At 63.5% G+C, this 14,483-nt stretch carries 12 protein-coding genes and 1 pseudogene; 10 read left to right on the top strand and 3 right to left on the bottom strand.

The window, feature by feature from the left end:
• Window positions 1-2: 2 nt before the first annotated feature.
• Window positions 3-1,409: a DUF2254 domain-containing protein gene (locus tag EDF69_RS16835; protein ID WP_132884023.1), complete on the bottom strand. Its 1,407-nt coding sequence runs from the start codon at window positions 1,407-1,409 to the stop codon at window positions 3-5.
• Window positions 1,410-1,712: 303 nt separating this feature from the next.
• Window positions 1,713-2,054: pseudogene (locus EDF69_RS16830) on the bottom strand (DUF4158 domain-containing protein); the annotation flags it as partial.
• 192 nt (window positions 2,055-2,246) lie between these two features.
• On the opposite strand from EDF69_RS16830, the gene EDF69_RS16825 reads away from it, so the two are divergent.
• The 4 genes from EDF69_RS16825 to EDF69_RS16810 all read left to right on the top strand — a co-directional run bounded on the left by EDF69_RS16825 (window position 2,247) and on the right by EDF69_RS16810 (window position 5,186).
• Window positions 2,247-3,590: an IS1182 family transposase gene (locus EDF69_RS16825; RefSeq protein ID WP_132884024.1), complete on the top strand. Its 1,344-nt coding sequence runs from the start codon at window positions 2,247-2,249 to the stop codon at window positions 3,588-3,590.
• 93 nt (window positions 3,591-3,683) lie between these two features.
• Window positions 3,684-4,304 (top strand): recombinase family protein, encoded by a 621-nt coding sequence (locus EDF69_RS16820; RefSeq protein ID WP_132884025.1) that lies wholly within the window; start codon window positions 3,684-3,686, stop codon window positions 4,302-4,304.
• A complete protein-coding gene (locus tag EDF69_RS16815; RefSeq protein ID WP_132884026.1) occupies window positions 4,301-4,831 on the top strand; it encodes a GNAT family N-acetyltransferase in 531 nt (176 codons plus the stop codon). The genes EDF69_RS16820 and EDF69_RS16815 overlap by 4 nt, the downstream gene beginning before the upstream one ends.
• A gap of 79 nt (window positions 4,832-4,910) precedes the next feature.
• Window positions 4,911-5,186, top strand: a complete 276-nt coding sequence (locus EDF69_RS16810; protein WP_132884039.1) for a hypothetical protein — start codon at window positions 4,911-4,913, stop codon at window positions 5,184-5,186.
• Here the strand turns inward: EDF69_RS16810 and EDF69_RS16805 are convergent.
• The gene (locus tag EDF69_RS16805) at window positions 5,153-5,731 is read right to left on the bottom strand and encodes a lytic transglycosylase domain-containing protein (protein ID WP_239556176.1); all 579 of its coding nucleotides are present in this window, start codon (window positions 5,729-5,731) and stop codon (window positions 5,153-5,155) included. The genes EDF69_RS16810 and EDF69_RS16805 overlap by 34 nt on opposite strands.
• A gap of 560 nt (window positions 5,732-6,291) precedes the next feature.
• Here EDF69_RS16805 and EDF69_RS16800 point away from each other — a divergent pair.
• The 6 genes from EDF69_RS16800 to EDF69_RS16775 all read left to right on the top strand — a co-directional run bounded on the left by EDF69_RS16800 (window position 6,292) and on the right by EDF69_RS16775 (window position 14,334).
• Window positions 6,292-6,921 (top strand): ParA family protein, encoded by a 630-nt coding sequence (locus tag EDF69_RS16800; RefSeq protein ID WP_029623217.1) that lies wholly within the window; start codon window positions 6,292-6,294, stop codon window positions 6,919-6,921.
• A gap of 456 nt (window positions 6,922-7,377) precedes the next feature.
• On the top strand, window positions 7,378-8,217 hold the full coding sequence (locus EDF69_RS16795; protein ID WP_010408880.1) for a DUF7146 domain-containing protein: 840 nt from the start codon (window positions 7,378-7,380) through the stop codon (window positions 8,215-8,217).
• Window positions 8,218-8,275: 58 nt separating this feature from the next.
• Entirely contained in the window at window positions 8,276-10,732 is a 2,457-nt protein-coding gene (locus EDF69_RS16790) for a strawberry notch-like NTP hydrolase domain-containing protein (protein ID WP_132884027.1), read from the top strand.
• A 145-nt stretch (window positions 10,733-10,877) separates the two neighbouring features.
• Window positions 10,878-12,425: a tyrosine-type recombinase/integrase gene (locus EDF69_RS16785; RefSeq protein ID WP_095687465.1), complete on the top strand. Its 1,548-nt coding sequence runs from the start codon at window positions 10,878-10,880 to the stop codon at window positions 12,423-12,425.
• Window positions 12,419-13,333, top strand: coding sequence for a tyrosine-type recombinase/integrase (locus EDF69_RS16780; protein ID WP_095687466.1), 915 nt, complete (start codon window positions 12,419-12,421; stop codon window positions 13,331-13,333). The genes EDF69_RS16785 and EDF69_RS16780 overlap by 7 nt, the downstream gene beginning before the upstream one ends.
• Window positions 13,330-14,334, top strand: coding sequence for a tyrosine-type recombinase/integrase (locus tag EDF69_RS16775; protein WP_093067947.1), 1,005 nt, complete (start codon window positions 13,330-13,332; stop codon window positions 14,332-14,334). Before EDF69_RS16780 ends, EDF69_RS16775 begins: the two co-directional genes overlap by 4 nt.
• Window positions 14,335-14,483 lie beyond the last annotated feature (149 nt).

The raw sequence follows: 14,483 nt of genomic DNA, 5'->3' as shown, positions 1-14,483 counted from the left end.
GATCAAGCCGTTCCGGCAAGCCAGGCGGTGCCGTCCCGCAGGCGGCGCTTGAAGTCGGGCGCGTCGAGCGCGCGGCGCAGTTCGTCGGCACGCTCTCGGACGCGGGCGAGATTGAAGCCGCTCAGGCCCTCTGCCGCCAGCTCGACCAGCTTGTCGGCATAGTCCCGGACGACGGCGCGACGATCAGGCTGATCGCACTCCAGCGACACTTCGCCCAATGCGTTGAGGTAGCGCATGGCGGCGATCATGTCGGTCGCACAATATTGCGCCAGCGCGCCGAACGACCGGTCCATGAACGAGCCGAATGTCACGGGATGGGCGATGACGCGCAAAGTGCCTTCGTCATCGACGCGCAGGTGCGAGGGCAGCGACCGCTCGGCGAGATCCGATAGTGCCGCCCCCAGCCAGTCAAGGCAGGTTACGGCGGTAAAAGGGTCGTTCACGCCCGGAGACAGGGCGCGGGCGGCAATCTCGACTAGCTCGTCAATGAGGAACCGCAGATCCTGCAGCGCCGAGCGCCGAGAGCCGATGGTATATACCCCGCGCAGAGCGTCCGTGCAGTCATCGTCACACGGCGCTGGAGGCGATACCTCCATCAGTGTGCGCCCGACATGGACGAAGTCGCCCGGCTGATATTGCAGGCGCAGCACGAGATCATGCCTCTTGGCGAGGCGCATGACGGCTTCGTCGTCTAGGAACTGGATGTAGCCGGTATCTTTGGCTTTGACCGATTGCCGCTCCCGCCCGGCCGCTGCGTCCGCATTGTCGCGGAACGTCGCGGGGATGTCGGACGATGCAGCCTGATGATCGTCCGGCGCCTCGCCGACGAAGCGAGGAAACCGGTCGTCGACACCGCGCAGCAGCCGATCACCCACATCCTCGAGCACACTGTTGATGTGAATCTTGGATGGCACATGGTGAATGAAATAGATCAGCACGCCGATCGAGCAGAGTGCGAGCGCTACGCCGACGAGCAAGGCCAGGTTCGGTACGAAGCCGGCCCCGTCGGATTCTTCCGGCGAATGGATGGTGCGCAGGACGAGAAGGCAGTACAGAAACGTCGCGATGAAGGTGCCGAGCGTCACCTGATTGCCGCGATCGCGCATGAAATTGGTGAGCAGGCGCGGCCCATACTGACCGGATGCGTACACCACAGCCGCAATGGTCACCGAGAAGACGGTGCCAGCGACCGTAATCATCGAACCGCCGATCGAGGACAGCACCTGGCGGGCGCCATCCGGGCGCGAGGCGTAGAGCCAGACGTAGCCGTCCATCCATGCCGAACCAATGTAGCTGTCCAGCGCCACCATCCCACCGGCTAACAGGATGGCGGCGAAGGCCATGAGTGTGGGCACGAACCAGTAGCTGGAACCCAGATAATCAGCGAGGCGGCGGAGGCCAGCATTCATGCGCGTGCTTTCGATGTCGGCCGGCTTCGACCCTTTTCGGAATCGCGAAGCGAAGCAGGCACGCGATCATGCCGACTTTCCCGCTTTCGCTCGTTTTAACTGTGAAACGACCGAGGCAGTTCCGATGATCTCGTGTAGCGAGTAGCTCGAAAGCCGGTCCCAAATGCAAGGCCCACAGGCTGTGGGACGGGTAGGTTTTTCCTGAAATGCCATCCCATGCGAGACGGGATCGCTATGCGTTGGGGTGTCATTCCGCCCCCAACCGGACCCGGCCACCAGCGGCGCATTTTTCAACAGCCCCGAGCGATAGCCGTAGATTCGGCGAAGGTCCGCCAGATGCTCGTGCCGGGTCTCCTCGCGCGCGGCATAGAGGAGTAGATCGTCGCTGGTCAGGCCGAGCTGGGCCGCGACGAAATCCGATACCTGCGCCGGGATCAACTCGCCAGGTGCGAGCACCCGGCCCGGGTAGCGCAGGACGCACAGTTGCAGCGCGAAGCCAAAACGATTTTGGGCGCGCCGGCGCTGGCGGATATGCCCGAGATCCTCATCGCTGAGGGTATAGTGCCGCAGCAGCTCACCTTGATCGACCGGCAAGTGAAGCAGCGCCTCGCGCTGTCGATCGGTCAGGGTCACGCGACGCGGCATACATGCTCCTTATTCTTTCCGAGCTACGGTTTGAGATAGCTTGATTGAGATGCTGGTTAAGATACACAATAGCCCAATCTTATGTGCTCATGTTCGTCACCGCCTCAAACCTTCGAGACTGTTGAAAAACGCGTGCTTGCGACGGCGATGGAGGCGTGATTCACTCTTGGCAGACGGCAAGGGATCACGGACATGATGGGACGGCAGGTGGCACAGGGCGCGCTGTTCTACGGCTTCCGGCTTGATGAGCATGTGCCGGTTGACCACCTGCTCCGACGCATCGACGGCGTGTTGGACTTCGGCTTCGTGCGCGAGGCACTGGCGTCGAGCTACAGCGCGAGTGGGCGACCCTCGATCGACCCGGAGCTGATGCTCAGGATGCTGCTGGTTGGCTATCTGTTCGGCATCCGCTCGGAACGGCGTTTGTGCGAGGAGGTGCACCTCAACCTCGCCTATCGTTGGTTCTGCCGGCTTGATCTGGCCGACCGGGTGCCCGACCACTCCACCTTCTCCAAGAACCGGCACGGCCGCTTCCGCACCTGCGACCTGCATCGCCTGCTGTTCGAGCAGGTGGTCGCACGATGCGCCGTGGCCGGGCTAGTGGCGGGGCGCAACGTGGCGGTGGACGGCAGCACGATCATGGCCGACGCCAGCCGCGAGAAGAAGCTGAAGGGGGCCGACGCCGCAGACGAGCTTCGTGGCAGGGAAAGCATATCGCGACCCGTCGCCGAATACCTGGCGGCGCTCGATGCCGCGTTGCCGCCGGGCCCCGACGAACCGGCGCCCGTCGATCCGACCAGCATATCGCCGACCGACCCGCAGGCGGCGCTCACCTGCAAGCACGGACCGGCGCGATACGCATACGCCATCAACCCCCTGCTTGACCTCGACACCGACTGCATCCTCGACGTGGAGGCCACGCCCGCCCGCTTCGCAGCCGAGGTGGCGGCGACCCGGACGCTGGTGTCACGCGCCGGCACCAGGCTGGGCATCGAACCCGCCAGTCTCTCGGCCGACAAGGCGTATGGTAGCGGTCCGCTGCTCCGCTGGCTGATCGACCGGAACATCACGCCATACATCCCGGTCATCGACCGGACCCGCCAGCGGGACGCCTTCTTCACCCGGGATGCCTTCCGCTACGACCGGGAAGCGGATGCCTACCGCTGTCCGGCGGACAAGCTGCTCGGCTATTGCGGCACCAACCGGACCAAGCAGGTGCGCGTCTACCGAAGCCGGCCGGCCGATTGCGCCGCCTGCGAGCTGAAGCCGCAATGCACCATCGGTCCGAAGCGGGGTGTCACCCGGCTCGTCAGCGAGGAAGCCCGCGATACCGTGCGCGCCCTTGCCGGCACCGACGCCTATGTGCACGCACGGCGTCGAAGACAGCGGATCGAGCGCGTGTTCGGCCATCTGAAACGCAACCTGGGGCTACGAACGCTCAAGCTGCGGGGCCTGTCAGGAGCCGCCGAGGAGTTCACCATGGCTGCCGCGGCATACAACCTTCAGTTGCTCGCCCGGCAGGCCGCGGCGGCCTGATACGCGGCGTATCCCCGGTGGCCGGCGTCACCAGCCATCCGCCACGCCGATTTCGCGCAAGCCTTTTTCAACGGTCTCCTTCGTTTGTGATCCATGCTGATCGGCTACGCCCGCGTGTCCAAAGCCGACGGCTCGCAGTCGCTCGACCTGCAGCACGATGCCCTTCGCGCTGCCGGTGTCGAGCCAGGCAATATCTATGATGATCGTGCATCCGGTAGCCGTGATGATCGCCCCGGTCTTGCCGCCTGCCTGAAATCGTTGCGCGACGGCGATGTCCTCATCGTTTGGAAGCTCGACCGGCTCGGCCGAACGCTCACCCACCTGGTCAGCACGGTGCAGAATCTGTCGGATCGCGGTATCGGTCTGCGGGTGCTCACCGGCAAGGGCGCGCAGATCGACACCACGACGCCATCGGGCCGGATGGTGTTCGGCATTTTTGCCACACTGGCGGAGTTTGAGCGGGATATGATCCGCGAGCGCACCATGGCTGGCCTGGCCGCTGCCCGCGCGCGGGGACGCAAGGGTGACCGCAAGTTCGCCCTCTCCAAGGCCCAGGTGCGGCTCGCTCAGGCTGCTATGGCCCAACGCGACACGTCCGTTTCCGACCTCTGCAAGGAACTCGGGATCGAGCGCGTCACTCTCTACCGCTATGTCGGTCCCAACGGGGAACTCCGGGATTACGGTCAGCGCGTGCTTGCTGCCAAAACGCGATGATGATGACGGGAGCCCCGATCAAACTTACCCAAGCGGACGCCGCAGACGTTGCAGACCTGTACAACCGTTGCAGCGACTATTTCCTGTTGCAGGACGGGGCCGCGCCCACGCTGGACGATGCTCGCGAGCTTTTCTCCGATGTGCCGCCCGAAAAGAGCGCCCACAATCAAGCTGTCCTGGGATGGAAGGGGCCTGGCGGCCTATATGCAATCGCGGCCATCCTCCGCGATTATCCGCGTGATGGCACATGGTATCTCGGCTTCATGATCGTAGATGCCGCACAGCGTGGTCGTGGCGTCGGACGCTCAATTTACTCGACGGTCGAAAGCTGGGCCGCTGCGAGAGGTGCCACAGAGATTCGGTTGGCCGTGCTGGAAGCGAATGAAGCGGCAGAGCGATTTTGGCGTTCTCTCGGCTTCGTTGAGTATCGGCGCGTTGGGCCAGACACCTTCAAAATGCGTAGCCATCGCCGGATAGAACTGAGCCGTCGCCTTTCTGGCGCGACCGTAGAAGGCAGCAACAAGTAAGATCTCGCGCCGGCTATCTGGGCGAGCTTGGCGTAGGATTCCGCCCCCTCCCGCAAACGCCCCCTGCTAGGTGGTCGGCATGCCCCAAGCGACACTTCAGGCCTGGCTTTCACTCTATGCCGCGGTCGGCGTCATGGTGGCGATGTGCGCTGTCCTTGCGATGATAAAGACCGCCCACGATTATCGTACGGGAACCAGTAAGCTCCCCACCGCGACCGTCCTCGACAAGGTACTCGTTGCACCCCGGTTATGGATACGTTGGCAGATCAACTATCTGCTCGGCGCGCCGGCGATCCTCGGAATTGCGATCTATTACGCGCACTACCTCGGGTTCGATACTCTTGTAGACGTGTAAGCGAGTAACTGGACCCCCCTGCCCCGGAATTCCTGTCGATCCACTGCCAAACCGGCGGTCTGAATCGATGCTGTCCTGAACGATCCGGTGCTCCACCCTCGAGTGATCGCTGTGACATAGTCCATCGTCTCGCGAAACGGCGGAATACGGCGCATCGATCGAATGCGTCCTGGACCTGCATTGTATGCGGCCAAGGCTAGATCGACCCGCTTGAACTCATCCAGATGCGCGCGGAGGTATCTGGCCCCTCCCCTCAGGTTCGACAACGGATCTCTCGAATTGAAAACTCCAAGTCCACGCGCTGTACCGGGCATCAATTGGGTAAGGCCAACGGCGCCCTTCGGTGATACGATCAATGGGTCATAGCGGCTTTCCTGGGCCACCAGTGCATCGAAAAGCCCGACTGGCACACCAGCTTCGCACGCCACGGCCTGGATCAAAGGATAATATTGAGCCCGCCGAGCTTCGAGCCAGCCTGGAAAATCGCCGCGTGGATGGTAGGGCGTGATCGAGCAAGCCTGTGGGGTGTAGAGATAACTTGCCATATCGGACATCGCCGCCCGGCGAGCTCCCCCCGAAACCTGGCCAGTCTGCATCCAAAGGGGCACCGATATATGCGACGTGCTTATTGCCTCCTCTTGGGGTTCCATTACGGGGCTGCCGAATGATCTGAAGTCATTGCCTAAAACGGCTTCCATGCTTGGTACTGGCGGCGTTCCGTCTGTTGGCATACCCCGCATTCTCGGGCCCACATCGATGACGGCTTCAACTGCCTGCCCATCAAATGTCATTACCTCGGCCTGCTTAGCTGCCGATGTTTGCGCCCATAGCAGTGCCATAACACTACCCACTACGCATAAGCTCGAGTTCGATCGCGTGTTCATCGATCATTGAACATCATGTTTCGATCAACCGCACAACGTGGAAAAAAATTCCACTATCTCCCAGTGCTTGATCCAGACTAGGTCAGGCAAACCCCGTGGGTAGCAGCTAGCTCACAGATATCTGCTGGTTGGGTATCAGCTAGCTATCACATAGGTAGCGGTTGCCAAACTGCTAGAGAGCGGCTAGCTATCCAGTCGTTCGAACTATCACAGGATCGGTCATGGCTGCTGTCGTAGCATTCGTCTCACAAAAAGGCGGTGTAGGAAAAAGCACCTTGGCAAGAGCCCTTGCTCGCGAGGCGGCGGCAGGCGAACTGCGGGTTAAAATCGCCGATCTCGATACTCAACAGGGCACTTCGGTCGATTGGCACCGAGCACGCCTTGGCATCTCCATCGAGCCGATTGTGTCGGTTGAGGCATTCAAAACCGCGTCTCAGGCCCTGGCCGCTGCAGACGGCTTCGATCTGCTTATCATCGACGGCCCCGCTCGGACCAGCAAAGCTACACTTGAAATTGCACGGTCATCGTCACTCGTGGTTCAACCCACCGGCGCATCCTTGGACGATCTCAGGCCTGCCGTCCGCGAATACCATGCCCTTGTTAAGGAGGGTATCCCGACTGGACGGCTCGTTTTTGCGCTCAACCGCATTGGAACTTCGGCTGAAGAAAATGACGCGCGGGCGTATTTGACCGAAGCGGGGTATAATGTCCTCGACGGTTCGATCGTGGAACGACCAGCATACCGGCAAGCGCAGAACCAAGGCCTGTCAATTACCGAAACCAAATTCTCCGGCCTTAACCAGCGTGCTGATACTCTGATCCAATCCCTAATCGACAAAGTAGCGGGGTGAATGATGGCCGATATCTCGAAGCTAAAGAAGGCTACTCGTTTGGGTTCACCCCCACCAATCAGTGAGGCGAGCCAGAATTTGGATGCACCCGAAGTAGCCCCCGCCCCTCCGGCTGCACCGCTGATAACCGCAACCCGCATTGATGCCCGCAGTTCGCGCAAGACTAACCGCACTCAACAATTTGCGACTAGGGTCACACCCGAATGGGACAATCGAATCCGCGAAATAGCTCAACGTGAGGGTCTGCTTCTTACAGAAGTGCTCGAGAAGGCACTCGACGCTTATGAGAAACTGCTAGCTCAAAGGTAGCTAGCCGCTAGATACCAGCCATCTCAACGCTAGATAGCGGAGGTCTAACTGCTAACACGGGGATCTTCCGCTAGCTGCTAGCCAGCAGCTACTGAGTCACCTGGGAAGGGAGAGAAGGGGGTCAGAGGCAGCGAGAAAGGATCGGTCATGCCCCTCGTTGCGCTGAAACCCACCCAGACCATCGTGGACATCGTCGGCGCCCTCGGCGGCACCTGGCACGGCTACAACGCCATGTGCCGTTGCCCGGCCCACGCCGACAGCGATCCCAGCCTCTCGATCCGGCAGGGCCATGACGGCATCCTCGTTCACTGCTTCGCCGGCTGCACCGCCGAGGACGTGCTCCGCGAGATCGCGCGCATCAGACCCGGACGCACCTACGACCCACCCGCTGAACAGCGCACCGGCAGACCCGCCAACATCGAACGGCTGTGGAACGAGGGGTTGCCGATCGCCGGAACGCCCGCGGAAGCCTATCTCCGCTTTCGCGGCATCACCGGCGCCTTCGACGACCTGAGCTACCACCCGCGCTGTCCGTGGGGACCGAAACCGCATACCCGGTTCCTCCCGGCGCTGCTGATCGCGGCGCGGGAGGGGCGCACGCTGCGCTCGATTCAGCGCATCTTCCTCGACCTCGCGCATGGCGGCTATCTCGACAAGGCGACGCTCGGCACGCCGGGAGGTGCGACCTGGCAGGGCATGCGCGTCACCGACACATTGGCGCTTGGTGAGGGGTTCGAGACCTCGGCCGCCTTCACCCAGATCCACGGCATCCCGTGCTGGGCGACGCTCGGCGCGGCGCGGCTCGACCGTGTCCACATCCCCGATAGCGTCACCACGCTGATCTTCGCCGAGGACAATGACTTCGAGGGCCGACGCGCACGACGCAAGGCGTGGGCCGCCTATCGGCCGCGCGGGCTGACGCTGAAGCGGATGCCGCCACCCTCACGTTATGGCGACTGGGCCGACGTCGTGAAACCCGGAGCCTGAGAGGGAAGGGGGGTCGGGGTCGTGAGCTGCACGAGCAGCCACAGACCCGGAGACCCCCATGACCGACCTGTTCGACCCTGCGCCCGCGCGCGCCGACCATGCCACCGCTGCCGCCCGCCTGCTGCTCCCCGCGATCGCCGGCGACGCGAAGATCACCCGAGCGATGCTCAACGACGCGATGATCCGCGCCTATGGCGGCACCGACGCCGATGGTCGCTGGACCCAGCGCGAGAGCTTCGAGGTGCTGGAGCATGCGACCGCGCTGGCGGTATGCGCAGCAGGCACCACGCCGGCGGTCGACGCCGCGATCGGGCTTATGGCGCGCCTTCCTACCCAGACCGTGCGCAGCGAGGAGCAGATCGACTGGCAGCAATTCTCGACCCCGCTCGATCTCGCCACGATCACGGTCATGCTCGCGAACGCACGCGCGGATGACATCGTACTCGAACCGAGCGCCGGCAACGGTCTCCTGGTAGCGGGCCTCCCGCCGATCGCGGCGCTCCAGCTCAACGAGATCGATCCCGCGCGCCGCGAGCGGCTGTCGGCCACCTTCCCGAAAGCCAGCGTTACCGGCCACGACGGCGCGCAGATCGCCAGCGTCATGGCATCCGCGGAGCGCCCCAGCCTCATCCTGATGAACCCGCCCTTCTCGCGCTCGCTCGGCCGCGGTGCCGACGCGCTCGCTGCGGTCCGCCACCTGCAGGCGGCGATCAAGCGTGTGCGGCCTGGCGGGCGCGTCGTCGCGATCATGCCCGACTGGTTCTTCAACTCCGCGCGCATGGGCACGATCTGGTCGACGACGCTGGCGAGCGTCGCGCTGCGCACCTCGATCCGGCTGACCCATGCCTATGGCAAGCACGGCACCGGAGTCGCGGTGCGACTCTATGTCATCGACAAGACGGTGGGTGATACCACGACGGTCACGCTCCAGCGCGGCGCCGTAAGCGACCTGGTCGAGGCGCTGGTCATCCCGCCCCGGCAGGATCTGATCCCGGAGGCCGCCACTCCGGCGCCGGTCAAGCGGGGCGGGGGGCTGTCCCTCCTGCGCAGCGTGAGATCGAAGCCCGCTGCCACCCCGCGCATCTTCCGCGCTCTCGCCAGGAACGAGGTTCTCCCGGTCGGCTACCAGGTACTCGAGACGCCGGCGCCACTCGCCGAGCAGTCCGGCGTCTATCTGCCCTATCGGCCGAGCCGTATCGTGTTCGACGCTGCCGGCGAGCATCCGACCGCGCTGGTGGAATCGATCGCGATGGGCTCGATCCCCGCGCCGATCCCCGTCCATGTTCCGTCGCTGCCCGAACGCACCGTCACCGAACGCCTCCTGTCCTCCTCGCAGCTCGAGACCGTCGTTTACGCCGGCCATGCCTGGACCCAGTATATCCCGGGCCTGAGCAAGCCAGACAAGGAGGGCGTGGGGCTGGTGCTCTCCGACGACGGACGCGCGTACCGCAAGGGCTATTTCCTGGGCGACGGCACCGGGGCAGGGAAGGGGCGGCAGGTCGCGGCCGTCATCCTCGACAACTGGCTGGCGGGTCGTCGCAAGAACATCTGGATCAGCAAGAACGAGGCGCTCCATACCGACGCGATCCGCGACTGGACCGCGCTCGGCGGTCTCGCGGCCGATGTGCAGCCGCTCTCGCGCTGGAAGATCGACGAGCCCGTCACGATGGACGAGGGCGTCCTGTTCGTGACCTATCCGACGCTGCGCTCCAACCGCGGCGACGCCACCCGGCTCGATCAAATCATCGCCTGGGCCGGTGCCGACTTCGACGGCGTCATCGCGTTCGACGAGGCGCATGAGATGGGCGGCGTCGCGGGTGGCGAAGGGTCGATGGGCACCAAGAAGGGCTCGCAGCAGGGCATCGCCGGCGTTCTCCTGCAGAACCACCTGCCCGACGCCCGCGTGCTCTACGCCTCGGCGACCGGCGCGTCGGAGGTGAACAACCTCGCCTATGCCGTGCGGCTCGGCCTGTGGGGGCCGGAGACCGCCTTCGCCAACCGCGAGGCGTTCATCACCCAGATCCGGCAGGGCGGGATCGCGGCGATGGAACTGGTCGCGCGCGATCTCAAGGCGACCGGCCTCTACACCGCGCGCGCGCTGAGCTTCGCCGGGGTCGAATATGACATCCTCCGCCACGAGCTGACGCCTGAACAGATCGCGGTGTACGACACCTATGCCGATGCCTGGGCGATCATCCATCGCGGCCTTGAAAAGGCGCTCGAACTCACCGGCGTCGTCGACGGCAACGAGGGCAAGACGCTCAACTCGGGCGCGAAGGCCGCGGCGCGCTCGCGGTTCGAAAGCTGCAAGCAGCGGTTCTTCGGGGCGCTCCTCCTGTCAGCGAAGCTCCCGACCGTCATCGCGGCGATCGAACAGCATCTGGCGGCCGATCAGTCGGTCGTGCTGCAGCTGGTCAGCACCGCCGAGGCGATCCTCGACCGCCGCCTGGGCGAACTGTCGCCCGACGAGCGCGCCGACCTCGACATCGATCTCTCCCCGCGCGAGGCGGTGTAATGTTGAGCTCAACATTACAGAAATTCTTTGCAGTCGCAGTTTATGTCGAGCGTGGCGGCAGGAGGCGCAGGTTTCCTTCGGTTTTCCATGATTTCACTCCAGATAATTACGGTTCCCTCGACCTCAACAAGTCGAAGGAACCAACATGCGATCAAGATCATCATTGCCGTTTCGAGCGGCCCCGCTCCGGGTCGACGACCCGCCCAGTCACGACGCTCTACTCACCGCATTCCTCTCCTCTCTGTCGCTCGACGAGAGGTCAGGCAGTGCGGTTCTGTTTGGCGCTGCGGCCCGTCATTTCCTGCATTGGATGGAACTGCACGGGATCGCGATCCGCACGATCGACGATCGGACCGTTCGGCGGTTCGAGAAGCATCGGTGCCGTTGCCACCGGTATTCGGCGCAGCAGCCAGTTTATAAGGCGGACATTGCAGCGCGGGTCAGGCGCTTCGTCCGCTTCCTGGAAGATCAAGGCTACGTCGATGTCGACGACGGGATGGACGATCTGCCACGGTACCTCGCCGACTATTTCGATGGGATCGATCGCTTGCAACTCGCGCAAGGACCGGCCCAGTCCTATCGATCCGAGGCCGAGCATTTCGCGGCCTGGCTTCGCATTGTGCGGCGGCGGTGGGCCGATATCGACGACACGATCATCGACCAGTACGGCGCGCATGTTTGTCGCTGTCCGGTCTGGCGCAAGCGAGGCAAGCTCGTTGCATCAGGTGCGAAGCGTCGACGGCGGTGCGCTCGGCACTTCGTCGAGTTTCTGCGGCGGCAGGGTGCCATCCCACCAGTCGAACCGGTGGCGGATGCTGACCCGCACATGGCGGCTTACCTTGCCTGGCTTCGGCAACATCGCGGCGCCACCGAAGAGACGATCCGCCGCTACCGGGCCGACATTCGTCGGCTCATGCCCATGCTGGGCGAGCCTTCGCAATGGGATGCGGCGGCGCTCAGGCGGGCGTTTGAACGACGAAGCAAGGAGACGCCGGGATCCGTCTCGCTGATCGTCACGATCATGCGGAGCTACATCCGCTTTTTGATTGGGCAAGGCGAGTGTCGACCGGCACTGTTGCACGCGATCCCTTCGGTCCAGCGATACCGCCTGTCGACGCTGCCCCGCCACGTCGACCCGGCAACGGTCGAGCAGATCATCGACGCCTGTCCGACAGGCCGCCCAGTGGAAGTTCGGGACAAGGCCATCATTCTTCTGCTCGCCAGGCTCGGCCTGCGTGCCGGCGATATTCAGGATATGCACCTCGAAGACATCGACTGGCGGTCCGGTCATCTGACGGTCAAGGGCAAGACCAGACGGCCAGACCGGCTGCCGTTACCCCAGGATGTTGGCGACGCGATCCTGGACTACATTGCCACGGCCCGTCCCAAGGCCGCCGATCCGCACTTGTTCGTACGCGCGCAAGCCCCGTTCCGGCCATTCCGTTCGTCCGCCGAGATTGCCGGCATAGTTGCGCGCACGCGTGAACGCGGCGGGATCCAGGGCGTGCCGACCGGATCGCACATCTTCCGGCATTCGCTTGCCACCAACTTGCTGCGCGCAGGCGCGGGGCTGGAGTCCGTCGGGACCATCCTGCGCCACAGCTCACCCGAGACCACCGCCATCTACGCCAAGGTCGATCTGCCGATGCTCATGAAGATCGCCCAGCCATGGCCAGGAGAACCGTCATGCTGAACACGCACATTTCCCGCTACGTTGCACTGCACCGCAGTCTTGGCCGGAAGTATGACGAACAGGATCGGCTGCTCCGCCTCTATGCAGCCTACGCAGGGCATTTCGGTGACCAACACACCCAGGTCCAGCGCATCTACGACTGGTGCCACACGGCGAGCTCGCAATATGTGGCACAGACCCGCTTCGACACCGTTCGCAACTTCAGCCTTTTCGCCCATGCCGAGGAACCCGCCCACGAAGTGCCTCCTGCTGGCGTCTTCGGCCGGGGTAAGCGTCCACGCCCGACCCCGTATATCATCGAGCCCGAACAGATCCGCGCCATCATGGCCGCGGCGCTGGACCTGCCGCCCAAAGGCACAATCAGCCCCCACACCTACCATTGCCTGTTCGGATTGCTGGCAGCGACTGGCCTGAGGATTTCCGAAGCCCTCGCGCTACAGTGTGACGATCTGGGCGAAGACGGGTTGATCATTCGCAATGGCAAGTTCGGCAAGCAGCGCCTCGTCGCGTTGCAACCGTCGACCCGGCAGGCGCTCGAAGCATATCTCGCGACCCGAGCGAGGCTCGGCGCCACGGGCAATGACCTGTTCGTCACCATCCGAGGACGGGCACCCCACAAGGTTCGCGCCCACATCGTGTTCGTCCGGTTGGCACGACAGCTTGGATACCGCGGACCGACCGGAACAGCGGGTATGCGGATGCACGATTTGCGCCATACCTTCGCCGTGCGCTCGCTGGAGTCCTGTCCGCCGGACAGGGAGGCCGTGGCACATCACATGGCCGGCCTCAGCGTCTATCTGGGACACGCGTCGGTCGCCAACACCTACTGGTATGTCGAGGCCACCCCGGTGTTGCTGCGCGACATCGCGGTCGCCAGCGAACACCTTTACCTGGGAGAAGCGGCATGACGGCACTCGCCCCTTATCTCTCGGCGTACCTGCGCGAACATCTTCCGCGCGACCGCGCCGTCAGCCCGCACACGGTGAAGACCTACGCCAACTGCTTCGTGCTGCTGGTCCGGTTCGCTGCCGACCGGTTGAAGCGTCGGCCAACCGATCTTGAGGTCGAGGATCTCGGCACGGACCTCATCCTGGCCTTCCTCCACCATGTTGAGAACGGACGCGGCAGCTGCGTGAGGACCCGCAATGGCCGATTGGCAGCGATCCGATCATTCTTCCGGTACATCGAGTATCGCGTGCCTGCCTGTCTCGATCAGGCCCTGCGCATTCGTGCGATTCCAACCAAGAAGACCGACAAGGCACTGATCGACTACCTCGACCGGGCAGAGATCAAGGCTTTGCTTGATGCACCTGATCCCCGGACCCGCCTCGGCACTCGTGACCGCGCTATGTTGCACCTGGCCTATGCTGGCGGGCTCAGGGTGTCGGAACTCGTATCGCTGCAACAGCGCGATTTCCCGGACCGTTCGCTGTCCACCATGCACATCATGGGAAAGGGCCGCCGCGAACGGGTCTTGCCGCTCTGGAAAGAGACCCAGATCGCATTGCGCGCATGGCTTGCGATCCGCCCCGAAGCGCAGGTTTCCGAGATATTTCTCAACGCGAACGGGCAGCCCATGACGCGTGACGGGTTCGCATTCCGACTGGCCGAACACGTTAAGATTGCCGGAATCAAGCAGCCTTCGATCCTCGGAAAACGGGTCACGCCGCACGTGCTGCGCCATTCCTGCGCCATGCACACGTTGGCGGCGACAGGTGACATTCGCAAAGTCGCGCTGTGGCTCGGCCACGCCAGCATCCAAAGTACCGAGGCCTATCTGCGCGCCGATCCCGAGGAGAAGCTGCAGATTCTCGCGGCCCACGGCGCCCCCGCCATCATGCCCGGACGCTTCAAGCCGCCATCCGACGCTCTGATCACCATGCTTACCGACGTTCGAAGACTGGCCTGACCCGTCCCCAGACATTCCCCTGATCCTCATATATTATCTGGAGTGAAATCATGGAAAACCGAAGGAAACCTGCGCCTCCTGCCGCCACGCTCGACATAAACTGCGACTGCAAAGAAGCCGTGATCGACTATCTGACGCGGGCATTCCCG

It is taken from the genome of Sphingomonas sp. JUb134, from assembly GCF_004341505.2.
Classification (GTDB): domain Bacteria; phylum Pseudomonadota; class Alphaproteobacteria; order Sphingomonadales; family Sphingomonadaceae; genus Sphingomonas.
The sequence above is the reverse complement of the archived record's forward strand: the minus strand, read 5'-3'. Positions and strand labels throughout refer to the sequence as shown.